The 19,093-nt window shown below is 59.0% G+C and carries 24 protein-coding genes and 1 tRNA gene; 9 read left to right on the forward strand and 16 right to left on the reverse strand.

Going from position 1 to position 19,093, the window contains the following annotated elements; translation table 11 throughout:
- Positions 1-156: 156 nt before the first annotated feature.
- From NW839_RS12660 to NW839_RS12675, 4 genes are read right to left on the reverse strand one after another with little or no spacing between them, the layout of a single operon-like run.
- A complete protein-coding gene (locus NW839_RS12660; protein WP_414350319.1) occupies positions 157-1,086 on the reverse strand; it encodes a M23 family metallopeptidase in 930 nt (309 codons plus the stop codon).
- Between the two features lie 17 nt (positions 1,087-1,103).
- Positions 1,104-1,937, reverse strand: coding sequence for a biotin--[acetyl-CoA-carboxylase] ligase (locus NW839_RS12665; RefSeq protein WP_414350335.1), 834 nt, complete (start codon positions 1,935-1,937; stop codon positions 1,104-1,106).
- A 12-nt stretch (positions 1,938-1,949) separates the two neighbouring features.
- Complete coding sequence (locus NW839_RS12670) at positions 1,950-2,582, reverse strand: DUF3318 domain-containing protein (protein ID WP_011432111.1); 633 nt, start codon at positions 2,580-2,582, stop codon at positions 1,950-1,952.
- A gap of 14 nt (positions 2,583-2,596) precedes the next feature.
- Positions 2,597-3,316, reverse strand: a complete 720-nt coding sequence (locus NW839_RS12675) for a pyridoxine 5'-phosphate synthase (protein WP_414350337.1) — start codon at positions 3,314-3,316, stop codon at positions 2,597-2,599.
- 168 nt (positions 3,317-3,484) lie between these two features.
- Between NW839_RS12675 and NW839_RS12680 the strand changes: the two genes are divergently transcribed.
- On the forward strand, positions 3,485-4,531 hold the full coding sequence (locus NW839_RS12680; protein WP_414332177.1) for a hypothetical protein: 1,047 nt from the start codon (positions 3,485-3,487) through the stop codon (positions 4,529-4,531).
- Positions 4,532-4,562: 31 nt separating this feature from the next.
- Here the strand turns inward: NW839_RS12680 and NW839_RS12685 are convergent, their stop codons facing one another.
- Entirely contained in the window at positions 4,563-4,919 is a 357-nt protein-coding gene (locus NW839_RS12685) for a hypothetical protein (RefSeq protein ID WP_414350339.1), read from the reverse strand.
- A gap of 161 nt (positions 4,920-5,080) precedes the next feature.
- Here NW839_RS12685 and lepB point away from each other — a divergent pair, with 161 nt between their 5' ends.
- On the forward strand, positions 5,081-5,767 hold the full coding sequence (gene lepB, locus NW839_RS12690; RefSeq protein WP_041436160.1) for a signal peptidase I: 687 nt from the start codon (positions 5,081-5,083) through the stop codon (positions 5,765-5,767).
- 28 nt (positions 5,768-5,795) lie between these two features.
- Here lepB and sds read toward each other — a convergent pair whose 3' ends face one another.
- Complete coding sequence (gene sds / locus NW839_RS12695; protein ID WP_041436149.1) at positions 5,796-6,767, reverse strand: solanesyl diphosphate synthase; 972 nt, start codon at positions 6,765-6,767, stop codon at positions 5,796-5,798.
- Positions 6,768-6,881: 114 nt separating this feature from the next.
- On the opposite strand from sds, the gene NW839_RS12700 reads away from it, so the two are divergent.
- On the forward strand, positions 6,882-7,277 hold the full coding sequence (locus tag NW839_RS12700; protein WP_414341707.1) for a metal-sensing transcriptional repressor: 396 nt from the start codon (positions 6,882-6,884) through the stop codon (positions 7,275-7,277).
- Between the two features lie 122 nt (positions 7,278-7,399).
- Here NW839_RS12700 and NW839_RS12705 read toward each other — a convergent pair whose 3' ends face one another.
- Positions 7,400-7,846 (reverse strand): TerB family tellurite resistance protein, encoded by a 447-nt coding sequence (locus NW839_RS12705; RefSeq protein ID WP_414350341.1) that lies wholly within the window; start codon positions 7,844-7,846, stop codon positions 7,400-7,402.
- Between the two features lie 262 nt (positions 7,847-8,108).
- On the opposite strand from NW839_RS12705, the gene rpsP reads away from it, so the two are divergent.
- The 5 genes from rpsP to cysQ all read left to right on the forward strand — a co-directional run bounded on the left by rpsP (position 8,109) and on the right by cysQ (position 11,683).
- Positions 8,109-8,588 carry a 30S ribosomal protein S16 gene (rpsP, locus tag NW839_RS12710; protein WP_011432103.1) on the forward strand — a complete coding sequence of 160 codons (480 nt, stop codon included), beginning with the start codon at positions 8,109-8,111 and terminating at the stop codon, positions 8,586-8,588.
- A 52-nt stretch (positions 8,589-8,640) separates the two neighbouring features.
- Positions 8,641-8,916 carry a KH domain-containing protein gene (locus NW839_RS12715; protein WP_011432102.1) on the forward strand — a complete coding sequence of 92 codons (276 nt, stop codon included), beginning with the start codon at positions 8,641-8,643 and terminating at the stop codon, positions 8,914-8,916.
- Positions 8,913-10,016 (forward strand): ArsA family ATPase, encoded by a 1,104-nt coding sequence (locus NW839_RS12720; RefSeq protein ID WP_414350343.1) that lies wholly within the window; start codon positions 8,913-8,915, stop codon positions 10,014-10,016. The genes NW839_RS12715 and NW839_RS12720 overlap by 4 nt, the downstream gene beginning before the upstream one ends.
- Before the next feature lie 61 nt (positions 10,017-10,077).
- The gene (gene hisF, locus NW839_RS12725) at positions 10,078-10,839 is read left to right on the forward strand and encodes an imidazole glycerol phosphate synthase subunit HisF (protein WP_414350345.1); all 762 of its coding nucleotides are present in this window, start codon (positions 10,078-10,080) and stop codon (positions 10,837-10,839) included.
- Positions 10,840-10,855: 16 nt separating this feature from the next.
- Positions 10,856-11,683, forward strand: coding sequence for a 3'(2'),5'-bisphosphate nucleotidase CysQ (gene cysQ, locus NW839_RS12730; protein ID WP_414350347.1), 828 nt, complete (start codon positions 10,856-10,858; stop codon positions 11,681-11,683).
- Positions 11,684-11,695: 12 nt separating this feature from the next.
- On the opposite strand, the gene NW839_RS12735 is transcribed toward cysQ, so the two are convergent.
- Positions 11,696-12,160 carry a pentapeptide repeat-containing protein gene (locus NW839_RS12735; protein ID WP_011432098.1) on the reverse strand — a complete coding sequence of 155 codons (465 nt, stop codon included), beginning with the start codon at positions 12,158-12,160 and terminating at the stop codon, positions 11,696-11,698.
- A 249-nt stretch (positions 12,161-12,409) separates the two neighbouring features.
- Positions 12,410-13,177: a PspA/IM30 family protein gene (locus NW839_RS12740; RefSeq protein WP_011432097.1), complete on the reverse strand. Its 768-nt coding sequence runs from the start codon at positions 13,175-13,177 to the stop codon at positions 12,410-12,412.
- A 285-nt stretch (positions 13,178-13,462) separates the two neighbouring features.
- On the opposite strand from NW839_RS12740, the gene NW839_RS12745 reads away from it, so the two are divergent.
- On the forward strand, positions 13,463-14,404 hold the full coding sequence (locus NW839_RS12745; protein ID WP_414350349.1) for a phosphoribulokinase: 942 nt from the start codon (positions 13,463-13,465) through the stop codon (positions 14,402-14,404).
- 110 nt (positions 14,405-14,514) lie between these two features.
- On the opposite strand, the gene NW839_RS12750 is transcribed toward NW839_RS12745, so the two are convergent.
- The 7 genes from NW839_RS12750 to tsaB all read right to left on the reverse strand — a co-directional run bounded on the left by NW839_RS12750 (position 14,515) and on the right by tsaB (position 19,002).
- Positions 14,515-14,586: transfer RNA gene (locus tag NW839_RS12750), tRNA-Val, on the reverse strand.
- A gap of 115 nt (positions 14,587-14,701) precedes the next feature.
- Entirely contained in the window at positions 14,702-15,016 is a 315-nt protein-coding gene (locus NW839_RS12755; protein ID WP_414344235.1) for an antibiotic biosynthesis monooxygenase family protein, read from the reverse strand.
- A gap of 3 nt (positions 15,017-15,019) precedes the next feature.
- The gene (locus NW839_RS12760) at positions 15,020-15,766 is read right to left on the reverse strand and encodes a phosphoadenylyl-sulfate reductase (RefSeq protein WP_011432094.1); all 747 of its coding nucleotides are present in this window, start codon (positions 15,764-15,766) and stop codon (positions 15,020-15,022) included.
- A 76-nt stretch (positions 15,767-15,842) separates the two neighbouring features.
- Entirely contained in the window at positions 15,843-16,772 is a 930-nt protein-coding gene (locus tag NW839_RS12765; protein ID WP_414350350.1) for a metallophosphoesterase family protein, read from the reverse strand.
- A 385-nt stretch (positions 16,773-17,157) separates the two neighbouring features.
- Positions 17,158-17,631 (reverse strand): acetyl-CoA carboxylase biotin carboxyl carrier protein, encoded by a 474-nt coding sequence (gene accB / locus NW839_RS12770; RefSeq protein WP_011432092.1) that lies wholly within the window; start codon positions 17,629-17,631, stop codon positions 17,158-17,160.
- Positions 17,632-17,700: 69 nt separating this feature from the next.
- The gene (efp, locus tag NW839_RS12775) at positions 17,701-18,258 is read right to left on the reverse strand and encodes an elongation factor P (protein ID WP_414331123.1); all 558 of its coding nucleotides are present in this window, start codon (positions 18,256-18,258) and stop codon (positions 17,701-17,703) included.
- A 36-nt stretch (positions 18,259-18,294) separates the two neighbouring features.
- Positions 18,295-19,002, reverse strand: a complete 708-nt coding sequence (gene tsaB / locus NW839_RS12780; protein ID WP_414350351.1) for a tRNA (adenosine(37)-N6)-threonylcarbamoyltransferase complex dimerization subunit type 1 TsaB — start codon at positions 19,000-19,002, stop codon at positions 18,295-18,297.
- Positions 19,003-19,093 lie beyond the last annotated feature (91 nt).

The following is a 19,093-nucleotide window of genomic DNA, read 5'->3' on the forward strand; positions in this document are numbered from 1 at the left end:
AAGGGACTTGAACCCTTACGCCTTGCGGCACTAGATCCTAAGTCTAGCGCGTCTGCCGTTCCGCCACGTCCGCAAAACCTGCATGACCCAACTGGTTACCTGCGCCAGCATTCCAGTTGGAGCCCGCCCACCTATGCTAACCCAAGCCGGCTCTGGCTAACCCGGCAGCTGGGCAACAGCAACCTTCAGATCATCTGTGGCGTCCAGAACCACCCAACCTTGCCCCACCGCCCGCTTCCACAGCTCAAAGTGGAGGTGCGGCCCAGTTACCGCTCCGGTCGCCCCCACATAGCCGATGACGGATCCCCGCTCTACCACTTCCCCCGGTGTTACAGCAACTTCGGACATGTGGCCATAGCGAGTGCGCCGACCGCCGGCATGCTCCAGCACAACGGTGATCCCTAGACCCCCCAGGGATCCCGAAGTGACCACCTTGCCGCTTAAAGAGGCCAAGATCGGCGTGCCCATGCTGGCCCCCAAATCCACTCCAGCATGAAACTCCGGCTCTCCGCGGATGGGGTGAATTCGCATGCCAAATCCAGAAGTAATCGGCACCGGGTGAGGTAGGGGGTAGAGCAGTCGTTCGTCACCTGCCGCCAGTTCAGGCAACCTTGGCGTTTGCGGTTCAGGAGCTTGGGGCTGGCTGGGATCCTCGATGCGAATCTCTTGGCCGGGGGCGAGAATGATGCGGCGACCGGAGCTGCGTTCCATCAGCACCACCGGCACCCCACCTTCAGGCTGAGCATGGGGAACCCGGTCATGGTTCTTCTGGGGCTCAATCACGATCTCGCGGCCCACTACCGTCTCTGGGCGGGTTTCTGCCTCAAGGGTCGCAGGGCTGCCCTCTCCCAGGGGAATGGCTCCATCCAGCAGCAGGGCTGCTGCCCCAGGCGTGTCTAGGGCCGGTTCCACCATGGGCGGCGGGGGCAAAGGGGTTGGTTGGGTTTGGGCCAGCAGAGCAGTGGGATAAAACCAGAGCAGAGCCAGCCCTATCTTCAGCCAAAAGCGCAGCCGCCGAGCTTGGGGGGAGAAAAGGCGCGCTGCCATAACCAAAAGCTTCATCACCGAGTTCAACACAGGCCACATAAAAAACACAAGAGAAATTACAGGCTATCGCCCGCCGGCATGTGATAGCTCAAGCGAACTTGGTCGGGTGTAAGCGTCCGGATGGATTGCTGCTGTTGCAGATGTCGCTCCCCTTGTGTTTGTACTCGCACCCTTCCATCCTCGGCAAGGCCCAAGATCGTGAGGCTAGTCCCCCTTTCGAGCCATTGGACTTGCGGCTTGACCATCCAGGCTTCGTACTCTGAGCGAACGGGGGCAAATCCCCCTTGCAACCAGACGTGGAATCCCCGCTCCATCCCCTGCAGAACCCAGCCGGCAATCTCGGTGCGGTCGAGTGAGCGGTGTAGAGGGGATCCCAAAATTTGGGCTAAGGTGATCGCCCCAACGGGAACGGGGTTGTTGACATTCACCCCCACACCGGCCACCAACCCCAGCAGTTGCCCGCTCCCCCCAAAGCAGCTTTGCACCAGGATCCCCCCCAGCTTGAGCAGAGAATCCGGGCGCTGCTCGTCCACCACCACCAAATCGTTGGGCCATTTCAGCCGCAGCGGGATCCCAAGGTTTTGCCGTAAACGGCCCGCAATGCCCCAGCCCAAGGCCAGGGTCAGTTCCAGCAGCGAGTAATGCAAAGGCGGGGATCCCAGCCAAACGGACAGGTATAGTCCCCCCGGCTCCGAGTGCCACACCCGCCCATGTTGACCTTGCCCAGCCCGTTGGCGGGTGCTGACCAAAACTGTGCCCACTGGCAGCGGCTGTGGGAACCGACGGCCCCAGTCCAAGAGCAGCCGATTGGTGGAATCGGTCACCGCCACTTGCAGCAGATGGCGGCCCCACCGGCCCGCCTGGGATCCCAGCCGCGAGGGAGAAAGCATCTCTACCCGGGATTAGCTCAACACAATGTCTTCCGCCGGACGCTGGGCCAGCCGCTTGAGGTTTTGGTAGCGCAACATGTCCAGCAGATCATTGCCCGAGCGCCCCTCCAGACGGGCCTCCACATGCAGCGCCTGCCCTAGGGCCTCCACCGCCTGCAGCCGCGGGATCCCGCGCAACACCAGGCGATCCACCGCATAGGCGTCAGCAGCCAACAGACGACGGTCATTGGTTTGGTCGCGGCGCAACTGCCAGAGGGCCAAGCCACTCAAACCCCCCGAAACGGTTGCTCCCACGGGATCCTGTTGTACGGCCTCGAAGATCAAGCTCAACCCCCCCAGAGCTGCTATGGCCAGGTAAAAGTCGATCTGCCGCGACACCGCCCGACTGTAGTAGCCCACCTTGTGCAGGAACAGCCCCGCCCGCTGCAGGGGGGTAAATTGCCGCCACTCGTAGGGCTTGATGAACAGCCGCATCTGCCGTTCCCAGGGCATTTGCCGACGGCCTTTGATCACCACCGTTTGCCGTTCCGAGGCGGGCAAGATCTTCACACTCTCCCGCATACTGGCTGGCAGCAGATCCAACAGGCGCTCAATCTCCGCCTGATCCAGAACGTAGTTTTCGTAGCCGTAGTATTCCGAGTTCATGCCGGGCCTGCTCCTCAGCTTAGTCCCATCGCCTGACGCATCTCTCGCACCGCCCGATCCAGCCCCACCAGCACCGCTCGACTGATAATGCTGTGGCCGATGTTCAGCTCCTCCATGCCAGGGATCCGCGCCACTGGGCCGACATTCCAGTAGGTAAGACCATGTCCCGCATTCACCCGCAAGCCCAGCTGAAGAGCCTGTTGGCTGGCCTTTTCCAGGTGGTCAAGTTCCACCTGCCGCTGAGCTTCGGATGAGGCTTCTGCGTAGCGCCCCGTGTGGAGCTCCACCCAGCGGGCTCCCACTTGGGCAGCAGCAGCAACTTGGGTCGGATCCGGGTCGATAAACAAGCTGACGGGAATGCCGGATCCCTGCAGTTGGCCGACCACATCCCTGAGGCGCGACACCTGCCCCGCCACATCCAACCCACCTTCGGTGGTGATTTCCTCCCGCCGCTCAGGAACCAAAGTGACGTAGTCAGGCTTAATCTCCAGGGCAATCGCCACCATCTCCTCGGTGGCTGCCATCTCTAAGTTGAGGTGGGTGCGCACGGTTTGCCGCAGCAGCCGCACATCCCGATCTTGAATGTGACGGCGATCCTCGCGCAAGTGCACCGTAATGCCATCTGCCCCCGCCAGCTCGGCAATCACCGCTGCCGCTACCGGATCTGGCTCCACCGTGCGGCGTGCCTGTCGAAGGGTGGCAATGTGGTCGATGTTAACTCCAAGACTTAACAAGGCTTTACTGCTTTGGGTGTAGAGGAGAATACCCCTAGTATTACATTATTCAATTTACGCCGGTCAGATGAGCCAGGATGCCATGGGCCTCAGGCCGCGAGGGTGTAGGCTTTACTCTATGATCAGGTAGCGACGTCTCGCCTGTGCGGGATCCACTCCGGGCTTGCCATGACTGATCCAGATGCCTCTCTGGCGGTGGGACAACACTCCATTGTTGACCGGGCGCGAGTGCCGGCCTTAATTGCCCAGTACTTGCCGGTGGAGATCTGCATTTACTACCAAGTCGTCCCCTTGGCCCTGGATACCGACAGCCTCATCTTGGGCATGGTGGATCCCCAGGATTTGGCGGCGTTGGACTATGTGAGCAAAATGCTGGCCTATTCCCAGATTTCCGTCCAGCCAATCCCTCTCACCGCTCAGCAGCAGCAGGATTTAATTGCCTACTACTTCAGCCATCCCCCCGACCCGGCAGAGGTGGAGCGGCTGCGCCTCCAGGCCCAAGCCAACCGGGTGACTCGGGAGGTTCCTGCTCCCGTGTCGGGGCCACCCACGCAGTTGAGGCCAACCCAGCCTCCGTCCGTCCCCGCCGACGAATCAGAAGAGACAGTGCAGCAGTTGCTCAACTCGATGCTGCGGCGAGCTTTGGATGAGAAAGCCGAGCAAATTTTCGTGGAGCCTCAAGAGGGGCCTTCTTGTCGAGTGCGCTACCGCCAGCAGGGGATTTTGCGGGATCTGTTCAAAGATCTCTCCGAGTCCATACGAGCGAAGTTGATCACCGCCATGAAGCGGATGATGGCGCTGGATCCGGAGTTGATCGGGGAGCCGCAGCAGGCAGAGGTGGAGCGGATGTACCGGGGGGAGCCACTGGTGTTGCAGTTGCGCATCATACCGCAGCGCTCCAAAAGTGGCCAGACTGCCGCCTCTAGAGAAGGGGCCATCTTGAGCATCCTGCGAGGGGAAGCTCTCCAGAAATATCAACAAGGCCAGAATAACCTCCGCGTCTCTGAGACCCTAGCTTTGGCCCAACAGACCTATCAACTGCTGCAACAATTGCAAAGTGCTCTCAGCAACACAGTTGACAAGCTTAAGCAGTACCCCAGTCCGCCGCGGAGCGACTGGCCCCTGATGACGGAGGTGTTGGCGGCTATTCAAGCCCAAGCCCAGATGATCGCCATCCACCAGCAGGACTGGGAAAAACTCAATTCCGGCAGTTGACCCCCCAAAACCAGCCCCGAGCAACATCCCTTCAACGGGATCCCTCCCGCAGCAGCACCAAAATCACTCCGGCAATGATGCTGATGGTGGCACCGGCAATCAGGCTGGTGGCTAGACGTTCCAGCCGTTCCCCGATGGTTTGTGAGGTGTCGAACTTAAAAGCGAGCTTTTCGACATCACCTGAGAGCTTTTCGACATCGCCCGAGAGCTTTTCGACATCGCCCGAGAGCTTTTCAACCCGCTCCGAGAGTTTTTCGCTATCCCCTGAGAGCCGATCGATCCGCCTCAAAACTTCCTCTTGTTGTTGGGTGAGACGAGCTATTGCTTGGCTATTGGCCTCAACCAGGCGCTCGACTCGCTCTAGGCGCTCTTCCGTTGAAATCGTCATGGAGGCTGACAGTCGCGAGTACGGTACACCAGAATACCCATCCTATGCTATTGCCGGCTATTCGTCTCTCCGGCAGGGGTTTAATGGGAGGGCCTCCCATTCTGCTGCCCTGGATGGGGTGCGGTAATCTTGAGATCGTGAAGTCTTGTTCGTTAGCTTCCATGCCGTCAAAAGATCCAACTCCTCTGCCCAAGCCCCAGTCGCCATCAGGGGAAACCCCTGCCAGCTCGGGATCCCGCAGCTGGTGGCAGGCGCAACGGGAAAACCTTCTGACGGTGGTGCTGGCACTGTTGCTGGCCTTCGGCATTCGCACCTTTGTGGCGGAGGCGCGTTGGATCCCCTCCGATTCGATGCTGCCCACTCTGGAAGAAGGGGATCGGCTGGTGGTGGAAAAGGTCAGCTACCGCTTTGGTTCGCCCAGACGAGGCGATATTATTGTTTTCAACCCTCCCGCCAAACTGAACTTCGACGGGGCCTACATCAAGCGGGTGATCGGCCTGCCGGGAGATCGCATTCGCATCGCCAACGGTGAGGTCATCATCAACGGGATCCCGCTGCGGGAAGACTACATCTATGCCCCCCCCGACTATTCTTGCCCTGGCGAGCGCTGTCCTGGAGTTCCCAATCAGGGATCCGAATTCGTGGTTCCTCCCCGCTCCTATTTTGTGATGGGGGATAACCGCAACGACAGCCAAGACTCCCATGTGTGGGGTTTCTTGCCGGAAGAAAACATCATCGGCAACACCATTTTTCGCTTTTGGCCCCCAAATCGCCTACACTTTTTCGCCCCGCCAGAATATCCTGAGCTTCTTCCAGAGGCCCAAGTGTTGGGCAACACAGCCCGGTAGAAAGCCAGCTTGACCCTGTCGGGACTGCTCAGTGCAGCCGCTCCAGCACATAGTCCACCATCTGAAACAAAGCACGACGCGCCGCAGAGTCCGGCAGGCTATACAGCGCTTCGGCAGCCCGCTGGGCGTAGTCGCGGGCCAACTGACGAGAGCGTGGGATCCCTTCGCTTTGATACACCCACTCCAGGGCCTGCTTCAGGTCTTGCGGGTTGGACAGCTCCCTGAGAATGAGCTCTCGCATCTGGGGAAATTCCTCTAGGGCAAACAGAACGGGTGCAGTGAGGTTGCCCTGGATGAGGTCGGATCCCACAGGCTTGCCAAGCGTCTCTGCCGAAGCGGTGAAATCCAGCAGATCGTCGACAATCTGAAAAGCAATGCCCAGATCCCGCCCAAAATCGAACAGGCGATCCGCCACTTCCTCGCTAACCCCGCTCAGCAGGCCAGCAGCCTTGGAACTGCCGGACATGAGGGAGGCCGTTTTGTAGAAGCTCTTGGCCAGGTAGTCTTCCATCGACACATCCGGGTCGAAGCGGGTGAGGCTCTGGCGCACCTCTCCCTCCGGCAAATCCATGATTACTTTGGAAAGGAGCTTCACTACCTCCAGGTTGTCCAGATTGGCCAAGTACCAAGCAGCTTGGCCGAAGAGGTAATCCCCCGCCAGCACGGCTATCCGATTGTCGAAGAGGGTATTCACCGTATCGATGCCCCGTCGCACATCGGCAGCGTCGATGACATCGTCGTGAACCAGGCTGGCCGTGTGGATCATCTCAGTAATCTCTGCCAAGCGCCAATGCCGTGGGGTAATCTCTCCATCTGGAGTGGTGGCGCGGGCGATGAGGAGCACAATGGCTGGCCGGATCCCTTTCCCCCCCGCCGAAAACAGATGTTCGGCAGCCATGGCCAGAATGGGGTGCTTGGCACTGACCAACCGCGTCAGGTTCTGGCGTAAACGCTCCAGATCCGCTTCTACAGGGCCAAAGGGGGAGAGCACAGAGGTCATGGAGCCAAAGTATGAGAGGTTTTACAAAATTTCACATCTTTTTCTATTGTAGAGTACCCCATCGTTCTCGGGGAAAACCAAGCGGTATCATGCAGGCAGTCCTTTGCCCTTTTTATGTCGGATCCCGTCCCCCCACTTCGATCTCATTCCGTTCCACCGCTCCCTTCAGAACCCGATTGGGAGGAGGAGTGGGAGCTGGCGCTGGAAAAGCCGCCGCTGTCTGGGCGGGCCCAGCCTCACCATCATGATCCCCAGTCTCGGCGCAAGTTGACCAACCGCTTGGCTCGCATCGAAGGGCATGTGCGTGGGATCCGCTCCATGATCGAGCAGGATCAGCCCTGTCCAGATGTGCTGCTGCAAATTGCCGCCGTCAAGGGAGCGCTGGATCGGGTGGCGCGGCTAATTTTGGACGATCACATTCGCCACTGCATCCGCCATGCCATCGAGACCGGCAATATCGAAGTGGAGCTGGAGGAGTTGCAGCGGGCTCTGGATCGCTTTATCGGCTAAGTCTCAATGGCCAGATTTAACTTGATGAAAGTCTCCCCTTGCTTGGCTCAGGGGAACGCCAAGCGGGGCTGTCAATATCTGCAGCGGGGGCTGGCCGTTGTGATGCTGCCTAGTACCCCAGGTCATTCAGAAGGTTGGGGGGAGGGCTGGGTATAGCGCTCCAGCAGAGATGCGCTTTTGAGTTGCCACTGCAGTCCCATGAAGGCCCAGTCGATAAACTCGTTGATCTCCTCAGCGCTGAACTGCATGGCTTTGCCGATCTCGAAAATTAGCTCCTCTTCTTTTTCCACCAGCTGGCTATTCACCACCGCCATTGCTGCCAAATCCCGCAGGATCAAGGCCCCTGCCGCATTGCGCATGGGCGGGATCCCGCTGATATCCAAAGGTGCACCTGCTTCATCGGCCAGATAGGTTTGGGCCAGTGGCGCTTCGATGCCTACCCCTTCTGCGATTTGCATGAAGAAAGAGGTTTCTTCTTCGTCCAACTGGCCATCTACTCGGGCCACCGCGATCAGGGCCTTGAGGTAGAGCTGGCGCTGCTCGTCTGTCAAATCGGCGTAGTTGATCATGGGAGTTGCTGCTGAGTGTAGGGTTTTCTCTTCAACTCTGCCATGAAGGTTGCCTTCCAAACCGGGGTCGGACATTTTCCAGTCAAGTTCCAGTCAAGCAGAAAATCGCTTAAAATAAAAAGCCTGTGTCTACCGGCCAAACGCCAAAGGCTCGGAGCGAGGCTCTGGAGCTTCAGCAGGCTTGGCGGGTCTAGGCGAACTCTTTTTTGGATTTTTTGGATCTTTACAGCTTGCGGAGCGTCCCCCAAGGAGTGGATACCCCATGGTCAAATTGCGGCTCAAGCGCTACGGAAAAAAGCGGCAACCCAGCTATCGCATCATCGCCATTGAAAGTAAAAGCCGCCGTGAAGCCCGTCCGCTAGAGGAACTGGGTTACTATAACCCGCGCACCAAGGAGACGGTTTTGCAAACGGCAGGCTTGCTGAAGTGGTTGCGTTGTGGCGCTCAGCCCACAGAGACCGTGGACAGTCTCCTCAAAAAGGCCGGCATCTACGAGATGTTGAAAGCAGGGGAAGGCGGAGTGGTTGCCTCGATTCGCATCCCGGCCATGGCCAAGCCTGAAGCTGGGATCCCTGAGGCGGCAGAAGAGGCCCCTGCAACAGAATCCGTGGCCGAGGCTGAGGTCGCCGATGTTCCCGAGTCTGAATTGAGCGAAGCTGCCACTGAGACAGCAGCGGCAGAATTAAGTCCTCCAGAAGCTGAAGTTGAAAAGCCTCAGGTTGAGGAAGCGGTTGAGGCCTAGGGTCGGCTAAGCTTGGCTTGGCCAGTTGTTCCCTCCTGTCGTCTAGCTCTCTATGCCAGACTACAAGGCTCTCGCCCATCTTTTGATCGAACCGCTGCTCAGCAGCGCCTCTCTTCAAATGGATGTGGAAACCACCTGTGGCGGGCGAAAGGTATGGCTGCGGCTGGCCTTTGACCCGAAGGATCGGGGGCGGGTATTCGGGCGGGGCGGGCGCACCCTGCAAGCGATTCGACAGGTGATGATGGCCGCAGCTCAGTTGGCAGGTCAATCTCTGTACATCGATATCTACGGAGAGGCGGGAGAGCGGAATCGGGAGGAGCGGGAATGAGCCAAATTCTCACCTTTCTGGGCAAGGGGGGCACAGGTCGGAGCACCTTGGCCGTGGCGGCAGCTCGGGCCGCAGCCCAGCAGGGGCGGCGGGTGCTGTTGGTGGGCCATCAGGCGGGGCCGGGGCTGGAAATGCTTTTGGGCGGGATCCCGCTTTCCGGCGAGCCGGTGACCATTGCTGCCAACTTGAGCGTGGTGCAGTTGCGGACAACCCAACTTTTGGAGCAAAACTGGACGGCAGCCAAAGAGCTGGAAGCCCGATACGTGCGCACTCCCTTTTTCCGGGAGATCTACGGCCAGGAATTGGGGGTGTTGCCGGGTATGGATCAGGCCCTGGCCCTGGAAGCTCTGCGCCGTTACGATGCCAGCGGCCAATACGACTGCATTCTCTACGACGGGCCGGGGGATCTGACCACCTTGCGGGCCTTTGGGATCCCGGAGGTGGCCAGTTGGTACTGGCGGCGGGCTTCCAAGGCTTTTTTGGGATCCGACTTGGCCAAAACCCTGCGACCCTTTGCCGAGCCCTTGTTGCGTTCGGTAAGCACCGTGGAATTTTCCTCCCTGGAGGATCTGCCAGAGCGGTTGGGGGGCATGACTAACCTCTTGGAGCAGGGACGACAGGCCATTGCCGATCCGCGCCGTGTGCTGGCCCACCTGGTGACCACCCCAGACCCGATGGCCGTGCAAACCGCCCGTTACCTTTGGGGGAGCGCTCAGATGGTGGGGCTGACGGTGGGTGGCCTCTGGGTCACCCCTCTGGCTCCGGGGGAGGTCTCGGCTGCCGATTTTTTCCCGCTGACAGTACGGACACTCCCCCTGCGTCAGGGATCCGATTGGTCGGCTTTGGAAGCGGCAGTAGGAGGGATGTTCGCCGTGCCGGATGTGCCGCCGCCCGTGGCCATCGACGAGGGATCCCGTACAGTCAAGCTGTTTATTCCCGGCTTCAGCAAGGCGCAAATCGAGCTGAGCCAGTCAGGCCCGGAGCTGACCATCACCGCCGGGGATCAGCGGCGCAACTTGTTCTTGCCCCCCAGCTTGGCGGGTCGGCAGGTGACCGGGGCCAAGTTTCAAGAACCCTTCCTGGTCATCAGCTTCGGCTAAGACCATCCCCAGGTGTTCCCCTCTGTTCGCGTCAACGGGATGGAGTCCTCGGGAGAGAGCGATGTTGGCCAAACGGATCATTCCCTGTCTGGATGTGGCGGCGGGGCGCGTGGTGAAAGGGATCCAGTTTGTGCACTTGCGGGATGCCGGGGATCCGGTGGAGCTGGCCCAGGCTTATGATCAGGCGGGGGCCGATGAGCTGGTCTTTTTGGACATCACCGCCACCCACGAAGAGCGGGAGATTTTGTTGGAAGTGGTGCGGCGCACCGCAGAGCAGGTGTTCATTCCCCTCACGGTGGGAGGAGGGATCCGCGATCTGGAGGGGATCCGGCAACTGCTGCGGGCCGGGGCAGACAAGGTCAGCCTCAATTCGGCGGCGGTCAGGGATCCGGATTTGGTGACTCAAGCCAGCCGCTGGTTTGGATCCCAGTGCATTGTGGTGGCCATCGACGCTCGCGCCAAACCGCAGGGAGGGGGATGGGAAGTGTACGTGCGCGGGGGGAGGCAGCCGACGGGGCTAGACGCGGTGGAGTGGGCCAAAACCGTGGCCGAACGGGGGGCAGGGGAGATCTTGCTCACCAGCATGGACGCCGATGGCACTCAAGCAGGCTATGACCTGGAGCTAACCCGGCGGGTGGCCGAGGCGGTGTCGGTGCCGGTGATTGCCTCAGGAGGAGCAGGGGAGTGTGCTCATATCCGCCAAGCTCTGCAGGAGGGAGGGGCGGAAGCGGCTCTATTGGCCTCGCTGCTCCACTATGGCCGGCTGACGATTGCGCAGATCAAAGCCGACTTGGCCGCCCACGGCATTCCGGTGCGTTGCTAACTCTGCGAGGGATCCTATGCAAGCTCAGGATCTGGCCGCTCTCTTGCCCAAGGTAAGTCGGCTGGCGGAGGCGGCAGGACAGGCTATTTTGCCCATCTACAGACAGGAGCAGCTTCAGGTAAGGGCCAAGGCGGATGCCTCTCCCCTTACAGAGGCGGATCTGGCCTCCCACCACCTGATCCTGCAAGGCTTGCAAGACCTGACCCCAGGGATCCCGGTGCTCTCGGAAGAATCGGGCGGGATCCCTTACCCAGAGCGGCAACAGTGGGAGCGGTTTTGGCTGGTGGATCCCTTGGATGGCACCCGAGAGTTTATCGGGCGCAACGGCCAGTTTACGGTGAATATTGCTCTCATCGAGGAAGGGATCCCCATCCTGGGGGTCGTCCATGCCCCAGCTCTGGGCCTCACCTACGCGGCTGCGCAAAAGCTGGGGGCCTGCAAGAGGGAAAGGACTCCGTCCTGCGTTCACGAACAGCCCATCCGCACCTGCCCTTACGCCCAAGAACCCCTACAAGTGGTGGCCAGCCGTTCCCACAGCAACCCGGAGACGGAGCAGTTCCTCGAGCGGCTGCGGCAGCGCTGTGGCTCTCTGGAAGTGAAGTCTGTGGGCAGTGCCCTAAAGCTTTGCCTTGTGGCCGAAGGATCTGCCCATCTCTACCCTCGCTTCGGCCCCACCATGGAGTGGGATACTGCCGCTGCCCAGTGCATTGTGGAGCAGGCGGGGGGAAGGGTTACCGATCTGGCAGGGGATCCCTTGCGCTACAACAAGCCCGACCTGCACAACCCGCCCTTTGTAGCGGCTGCCGAAGGCATGGCCCAACTGTGGCAGAACCTGATCCCCTGAGCGAAGCCCCGGCTACATGCCCATCTCTGTGGGGTTAAAGCCATCCGGGAACTTGGTGTACTCGTCGTAAAGGGCACCGCGGAAATGGGTGTTGGTGATGATGGCTCCGCGCAGATCGGCCCCAATCCGCAGATCGGCTCGGTTCAGCTCGGCTTCGCTGAGGTCGGCCCTGAGCAATTTGGCCCGGTAGAGGTTGGCCCCCCGCAAATCTGCCTTCACCAACTTAGCCCCAATCAGGTTCACCCGTCGCAGCTTGGCTCCGCGCAGGTCGGCTCCCGAGAGATCCGCTCCCGACAAATCCGCCTCGCGCAAATCGGCCCCACTCAAGTCGGCATCCCGTAGGATAATGCCCTTCAAATTCGCGCCACTCAACTGCGCTCCGCTCAGGTTGGAGCCGGAAAAGTCCCGTTGGCCAGACGCATAAGCCTGCAACAGTTGCTTGGCATCCAAGAGAGGCTTGATACTTGCTGTTGTCATCGCTGTTTGTTCTCTCACAAAACCGTAGGCAAACTAACCTCAGCCCTGCCGGAAGCAGGCTGTGACCCTTTCGCAGGTTGATTACCCTCTGGGGATCCCTGCCACTCGAGGTGGAACGCTTTACTGACAGACTTTGCCCTGCTGGTCGGCAGAAGGGCTGTCAGAGTTCTTGTTGGTTAGCTTACCACCCCCCGGCCCAAACTCAGCCCGGCAAGCCTTGAGAGTCGGAGGAGAGCGACATTCCGCCTGTTAGAGCTGGTCAATCTCCTTGCGCAAATTTTCCAACTCCAGATCGACCTCGCTCTCACTTGCGGTGGAAGGTTGGCCTGAGGACTTTGACCCTCCAGAGGGCAACTGACCCTGGATCGACGCCTTGAGCATCAGCAGCTCGTGATCTACATCCGAGCCACCCGCCTCCAAAGCGGCAAACTGGTTTTCCAAATTGTCTACCGCCAGCTCGGCTACTGCCGCCGACTGGGCCTCCAGGGAGTTCACCTTCTCCTCCATACGCTCAAAAGCAGCAAAGGCGCTTGTGGCGTCCACCCGCCCGATAACCTGATTGATTTGCTGGGAAGCCTTGGCGGCGCGGGCGCGAGCGATGAGCATGTCCTTTTTGGTCTTGGCCTCAGCGATCTTGCTCTCCAGCTTGGTCATGTTGGACTTCAGGATCTCCACCTGCTTAGTCTGCTCATCCAACTGCCGCTTCAGGCTTTGGGCAGTCTCGGCAAAGGTTTTCTTGCGCACCAGCGCTTCCCGAGCCAAGGCTTCGTTGTTGTTGCGCAGGGCCAACTCGGCGCGTCTTTGCCACTCATCAACACTCTGCTGTGCTTGCTCATACTGCCGCTCTATCCGCTTCTGGGCAGCAATGGCCTGGGCAACCGCTTGCCGCATCTGGTAGTGATCCTCAGACATGTCCTGAATGGTCTGGTTCAGGATTTTCTCCGGATCCTCGGCGCTGCTGACCAGCGCATTGATATTGGATCTAATGATTCGGCTGACCCGATCGAACAATCCCATCGGTTGCTTCCCCCTCTAGCGGTCTGACCTAATGCTACCCTTGCTGCTCTGATGCCTTCCAGTGCTTCTACTCCAGTATAGGGATCCATAGGGCTCCGCTGAAAAAAGCTGTAACGTTCTCTTGCCCCAATACCCTCCAGAGCCGATAATGCTTGCTTAACTTCGTTTGCTGACCGACAATCCCTGTTCTCTGATCGGGGCCATCCGCAGGTCGAAACGAAGTTGAGTTTGGCCGGTGTTGTTGGGAGTTCTCCGCCCCAGGTTCACGATTCAGGAGAGGGATCCGTGGCTCAGCGCCCGATTATTCTGGGTATTGTTGGCGATAGTGCTGCTGGGAAGACCACCCTTACCCGCGGCATTGCCCAAGTCTTGGGGGAAGAAAACGTCACTGTCATCTGCACCGACGACTACCACCGCTACGACCGCAAACAACGCGCTGAACTGGGGATTACAGCCCTCCATCCCGACTGCAACTACCTGGATATCGTTCAGCAGCACCTGACGCTCTTGCGCACCGGCCAGCCGATCCTAAAGCCCGTCTACAACCACAGCACCGGCACCTTTGACCCGCCAGAGTATGTCAAGCCCAACAAATACGTGATTGTCGAAGGGCTGCTGGGCTACTTTACCCGTGGTATGCGGGATAGCTACGATGTCAAGGTTTATTTGGCTCCCCCAGAACATCTACGCGCCCTTTGGAAGATTAAGCGAGACACCCGCAAGCGCGGATACACAGAAGAGCAAGTTCAAGAAGAGCTCAAAAAGCGCGAACCCGACTCAGAGGCTTTTATTCGTCCACAGCGCCAATGGGCCGATGTAGTGGTCACCTTTTACCCGCCCCAAGAGGGATCCAACCAAGACGAGGTATTGCTAAATGCGCGCCTGGTGCTGCGCCCCACCATTCCTCACCCAGATTTTTGGCAAATCCTCAATGCCCGCGACAATCACCTTAGCTCTGCCATTCGTTTGGATTTGGATCGGGATATGGGCAAGCCCGTCGATGTTTTGCAGATTGATGCCCATGCTACGGCCAGCCAAGTGATTGAGCTGGAGCGGATGCTCTGCAACGAAATCCCTTACCTGGGCAAGTTCTGTAGCTTAGAGGGAAACCCCAATATCGGCCAATTGATCGGCACCACCGGCGAGCTGCTCCAGAGCTATCCCCTGGCTTTGACTCAATTGCTGATCACCTACCACATGCTAAAAGCGGCCAACATCTACCAATAGAGTCCGTGGCGGCGAGGGATCCCCAGTTTCGCAAAACCTGCAGGGTAAGGCTCGGCCCAGCACGGTAACCCGCTCCCAGAGCAGAGTCTTGTGAGCTTCTGTCAAGGACATGGGCTGTGCTGGAATTGAACCAGCGGCTCCCACCGTGTCAAGGTGGTACTCTACCACTGAGTTAACAGCCCCTACGAGCGATGCCGCTGTGCATCTGCCTGAAGGCCGGAAACAAATAATATCACATCTTAACCTGTCCCATTGGGGTCAACCTAGGTGGAGAGTGGACAGGTGCCCTATTTCAAATCAAAAAGGGGATCCGGTCAGCAACTGGTAGTGCAACACCTGGGGTGGGCGAGCAAAGTAGGGCCCGATGAGGGCACGCCAGCGGACAAAGTTTTCCGATTGGCGAAAGTTGACCAGATGGGCCTCTAGGGATCCCCACTGAACGAGCAGTAGGTATTGCTGAGGGTGCTCCAGACAGCGCTGCAGTTGGTGCCCTTGGTAGCCGTCGGTCTGCTGCAAATAGATGAAAGCTTGAGCGATGGCGGCTTCAAAGGCGGCTTCAGAGCCGGGGGTAATTTCAAACTGAGCCACCTCAAGGATGGAGGAAGCAGTCATGGGTTAGGTATGCAGGCCGCATTCGGTTTTGCTTGTGCCCTTCCAGCGTCCAGAGCGGGGATCCGCCCCTGGCTCAACAGGCGCAGTGCAGTGGAGGCAGCCGATACTGGGGTAGTGGCGATCGTGCAGGGGGTTGTAAGGGATCCCGTGGTCAAGGATGTATTTCCAAACTTGGCCATTTGTCCAGTCAGCCAGCGGGTTGAGTTTGAGGCGGTTGCGCTTGCCGTCCCACTGCACCTTGCCGATATCGGCGCGGGTGGGGGATTGTTCCCGACGCATCCCTGTAATCCAAGTGGTGCAACCGGCCAGAGCACGATTCAAGGGCTCCACCTTGCGGATGTTGCAGCAGAGGTCGGGGTTAGAGCGATACAGTTCTGGCCCGTATTGAGCTGCCTGCTCTTCCGGGGTAAGCAAGGGCTTGAAGATCTGCAGTTGCAAGTGGGGGTAGCGCGCCAACACCTGCTCCCGCAGTTGTAGGGTTTCCGGGAAGTGAAAATCGGTGTCCAGAAAAAAAGCGCGAACACGGGGGTTAATCGCCGTGAGCAGATCGATCAGCACTAGGTCTTCCGGGCCAAAGCTACAGGCCAGCACCAGCCCATCTCCAAATTCTTCAACCGCCCAGGTGAGCAGGTCGCTTGCCGACAAAGGCTCAAACCGTTCGCTCAGGGACGCCACTTGAGGTTGATACTGCTCCCGCAGCGCTTGAGCCGCCAGCTCCCAGCGGCTAGAAGGAGAAAGGCTTGCTGTCATAGGGGGAAGACACCGAACTCGACGATTTTTGCTTTTTTTAATCTACACTAATTCGGTCAAGCTTTAGGGGTTTTGATTACCAGGCGGCAGCGGGCAGAGGGAGAGAGCGGGATCCCTTGGCCCGGAGAGGGATTTGTCCCCAGCGATCCCGTCGGATCCCCATCACCAAGCCGTGCCAGAGGGGGCTGGGATCCAATGCCGGCAACTTAACCCAGTGGTAGCGCAACACCCCTCGCCGTGGGTTCACCTCCAGCTCAAACACCCGCAGAGCCGAAACCGGCCCCACCAGAGGAGGTGCTGTCAGGTAGGGGATCCCATCGCGGACATACACCTTCGGCACATGCAGGTGGCCACTCAGCACCGCCACCACCCGTCCGTGACGGGCCAAGAGAGCGTGTAGCGCCGAGGCTGGTTCGCTGAGGAGCCGGTACTTGCGAAACAAAACCGCGTCCATTTGAGTGGGAGCAATGAAGGGCGGCTGATGGATCAGTAGGATCAGCCATTCTTCCGGCACCGTTTGCAGATGTTCGTCCAGCCAGTGCAGTTGGGAGGGGCGTAGCACGCCCTGAGGTAAAGGGAAGCGTCCTAAGCTGGCGTCGAGGGCAATCAAGCGGATCCCGGGCAGAGGGGAAAGGCTGTAATCGACGTAACCGGTGGGAGCCAGGGACAGGGGAAATTGGCTTTGGCACCAACGGATAAACTGATCTCGGTTAAAGCGTCCCTTTCTCCTCAGGGTGTCGATATCGTGGTTGCCCAGGCTGAGGTAATAGGGCACCCGCAGTTGGGCAACAATCTCCTGGAAAGATTGAAAGCTCTCCGGATCCGCTTGATCCACCAAATCCCCGGTAAACACCACGAAGTGCAGATCGGGCACCTGGTTGAGATGGGCAACGGCGGCTTCCAACTGGCGGCGGGGGGAATCGGACATCCACCAACAGCGGCACCCCGTCTCGGGCATCAGGTGGACATCTGAGACTTGAGCAAAGCAAATGCGTTGGGTTGCCATTGTTTAGGTACTTATTCACACCTCACGCCCGCATCATAGTCAATGAGGGGCCGGGGGGCTATGGGCTTCTCTTAACCTCAGCTGGGAGCCATCGGCAACTGGGGCACAGGTAGGGCTGTGAAAGGGGCGCGCAGACTGGTCAAATTGGTCTGAGAGGGTTTCCCAGGCTGTCACCCCCAACTTCTCTCCCAGCAGGAGAGATTGAATGGATTGATGAGTAGTAAAGCGGTCTGTATCCTTTGCTCCATCCCATACTTCCCGGCTCTGGAAAACTGACGGATACAGTGCTTCAACACCGACCACATCCCCTCAATCCGATTCAACTCTGGTGTATACACAGGCAAGGGAGATTGGGTCGCCAAAATCCGGTTTACCCCCTTGCCCATCAAGCCGTGGGATCCAACCGCATCAACACCTGCCCAAACTCCACCGATTGCCCATTGCTCACCAAAATCTCGGTCACCACGCCTGCCGCTTCGGCCTCGATCTCGTTCATCAGCTTCATGGCCTCGATGATGCACAGGGTTTGGCCCTTGTTCACCCGTTGGCCAACCCGCACAAAGTCAGGTTCACCTGGAGCTGGGGCGCTGTAGAAAGTGCCCACCATTGGTGACGTCACGTCTATCCAATGGCTGGGGGTGGATTTGGGAGCAGTGGGAGGAGGGGGCGCTTCTGCAGGAGCAGGAGGAGGCGCAGAGGAGACAATAACCGGACTGGCGGGGGTGGAGGAGAGCTCAGTCGGGATCCCTTTGCGCAAGGTGAGGCGAAAATCTTTGAACTCCAGAGTTAGCTCGGTAACATCGCTCTCTTGCAGAGCGGCCAGGAGAAGACGAATTTCCTGCCAATTGACAACATCCAAGGGAAGGTTCACTCCTGATGCATCACCTGTCCACAACAGAAATCCATAACCGAAAAGGAGAGGGAGAACTCACTCCCGGCCCAGATAGGTGTCGGTGCGGGTATCGACCCGAATCCGTTCTCCAACCTTGATGAACAAAGGCACCTGGATCTCAGCACCGGTCTCCAGCTTGGCCGGCTTGGTTCCCCCAGTGGCGGTATCTCCTTTCACCCCTGGATCTGTTTCCACCACTTCCAGAACAACGGTGTTGGGCAGCTCCACATCGATCACCTGCCCATTCCAGCGCAAGATTGACACTTGCATGTTTTCTTTCAGATATTTCACGGCGGAGCCAATTTGGGCGGCGGTAATTGGAGCCTGCTCATAGGTCTCCATGTCCATAAACACCAAGTTGTTCCCTTCCGCGTAGAGATACTGCATCTCGACTTTTTCGATGGTGGCTGCGGGCAGGGTTTCACCGGCGCGGAAGGTTTTCTCCACAACGTTGCCAGTCTGCATGTTTTTGAGCTTAGTGCGCACAAAGGCTGCCCCCTTGCCGGGTTTCACATGCTGGAACTCGATCACCTTGTAGGGAGCTCCGTCAACTTCTACAGAGACGCCAGGGCGCAAATCGTTGCTTGAGATCATGTCAGCAGAGGGATCCGTTGCTTAGACTTCCCAATCTTACCGTGACGATGGGGCACTCCGTTCGCGCTGGGGAGGCGGAGTCCGATTCAGCCCTCTGAGATCAATCGGGGGCTGGCGACCGTAGAGGGGCAGCACCTCCTGCCACTGAGGGCGCAATCCGGCCCGAAAATCGGCGCGGGCCAATTCTGCCAACGCCACCACAGGTGCAGAATCCACAAAATCGTCGGTATCTACAGATAAAGCTTGCGGCCAATGGCGGAGAAGGGCCTGCCAAGCCTCTTCCTCCCAAAGCTGATCGGCCACTTCTGCAGCGACACCCTCTTCTGTCACCCGATACACGCCGCCATACCACTCTTCTCGTTTGGCGTCCATCTGCACCGCCACCGTCAAGGGCTGGGGCGGGGATCCCTGCTCCTGCCACACCTGGCGGGCGAGGACGGCCAAAGCCGAGTAGCCAAACACGGGAATGCCCAGTTGCTGGCCCAGCAGACGGGCCACGCTCACCCCCAAACGGCTGCCCGTAAAGCTGCCCGGCCCCAAAGCTACAGCGATCCCAGCTATCTGCGACCAAGCCTGACCGGCCAAGAAGACTTTCAAGCAGGGGTGCAACTGCGCTGCCATCTCCCGATCCAGCCACCAGCTCTGACTGCGGGTTTCTCCCAGCCCCGGCTCCAACGGCAGCAGGGCCAGGCCCAAAACGGGCGTGGTGGTGTGGATCCCTAAAATCCAGCGGACAAGCGACATGGCCTCTCTCAGGATCAAAAAAGGTAGTTGACGAAACTTAACGGATGTTTTAAGTTTAGGTTGTCAATCTTCGCGCTTCCTTAGGGAAGTT

The organism is Synechococcus sp. R5-15, from assembly GCF_047462035.1.
GTDB lineage: Bacteria > Cyanobacteriota > Cyanobacteriia > Thermostichales > Thermostichaceae > Thermostichus.

What these genes read in the sequence shown, in the direction of transcription:
- NW839_RS12660 (WP_414350319.1), bottom strand. Translation starts at nt 1,086, where the DNA reads ATGTGGCCTGTGTTGAACTCGGTGATGAAGCTTTTGGTTATGGCAGCG.
- NW839_RS12665 (WP_414350335.1), bottom strand. Translation starts at nt 1,937, where the DNA reads ATGCTTTCTCCCTCGCGGCTGGGATCCCAGGCGGGCCGGTGGGGCCGC.
- NW839_RS12670 (WP_011432111.1), bottom strand. Translation starts at nt 2,582, where the DNA reads ATGAACTCGGAATACTACGGCTACGAAAACTACGTTCTGGATCAGGCG.
- NW839_RS12680 (WP_414332177.1), top strand. Translation starts at nt 3,485, where the DNA reads ATGACTGATCCAGATGCCTCTCTGGCGGTGGGACAACACTCCATTGTT.
- NW839_RS12685 (WP_414350339.1), bottom strand. Translation starts at nt 4,919, where the DNA reads ATGACGATTTCAACGGAAGAGCGCCTAGAGCGAGTCGAGCGCCTGGTT.
- lepB (WP_041436160.1), top strand. Translation starts at nt 5,081, where the DNA reads ATGCCGTCAAAAGATCCAACTCCTCTGCCCAAGCCCCAGTCGCCATCA.
- sds (WP_041436149.1), bottom strand. Translation starts at nt 6,767, where the DNA reads ATGACCTCTGTGCTCTCCCCCTTTGGCCCTGTAGAAGCGGATCTGGAG.
- NW839_RS12700 (WP_414341707.1), top strand. Translation starts at nt 6,882, where the DNA reads ATGTCGGATCCCGTCCCCCCACTTCGATCTCATTCCGTTCCACCGCTC.
- NW839_RS12705 (WP_414350341.1), bottom strand. Translation starts at nt 7,846, where the DNA reads ATGATCAACTACGCCGATTTGACAGACGAGCAGCGCCAGCTCTACCTC.
- rpsP (WP_011432103.1), top strand. Translation starts at nt 8,109, where the DNA reads ATGGTCAAATTGCGGCTCAAGCGCTACGGAAAAAAGCGGCAACCCAGC.
- NW839_RS12715 (WP_011432102.1), top strand. Translation starts at nt 8,641, where the DNA reads ATGCCAGACTACAAGGCTCTCGCCCATCTTTTGATCGAACCGCTGCTC.
- NW839_RS12720 (WP_414350343.1), top strand. Translation starts at nt 8,913, where the DNA reads ATGAGCCAAATTCTCACCTTTCTGGGCAAGGGGGGCACAGGTCGGAGC.
- hisF (WP_414350345.1), top strand. Translation starts at nt 10,078, where the DNA reads ATGTTGGCCAAACGGATCATTCCCTGTCTGGATGTGGCGGCGGGGCGC.
- cysQ (WP_414350347.1), top strand. Translation starts at nt 10,856, where the DNA reads ATGCAAGCTCAGGATCTGGCCGCTCTCTTGCCCAAGGTAAGTCGGCTG.
- NW839_RS12735 (WP_011432098.1), bottom strand. Translation starts at nt 12,160, where the DNA reads ATGACAACAGCAAGTATCAAGCCTCTCTTGGATGCCAAGCAACTGTTG.
- NW839_RS12740 (WP_011432097.1), bottom strand. Translation starts at nt 13,177, where the DNA reads ATGGGATTGTTCGATCGGGTCAGCCGAATCATTAGATCCAATATCAAT.
- NW839_RS12755 (WP_414344235.1), bottom strand. Translation starts at nt 15,016, where the DNA reads ATGACTGCTTCCTCCATCCTTGAGGTGGCTCAGTTTGAAATTACCCCC.
- NW839_RS12760 (WP_011432094.1), bottom strand. Translation starts at nt 15,766, where the DNA reads ATGACAGCAAGCCTTTCTCCTTCTAGCCGCTGGGAGCTGGCGGCTCAA.
- NW839_RS12765 (WP_414350350.1), bottom strand. Translation starts at nt 16,772, where the DNA reads ATGGCAACCCAACGCATTTGCTTTGCTCAAGTCTCAGATGTCCACCTG.
- efp (WP_414331123.1), bottom strand. Translation starts at nt 18,258, where the DNA reads ATGATCTCAAGCAACGATTTGCGCCCTGGCGTCTCTGTAGAAGTTGAC.
- tsaB (WP_414350351.1), bottom strand. Translation starts at nt 19,002, where the DNA reads ATGTCGCTTGTCCGCTGGATTTTAGGGATCCACACCACCACGCCCGTT.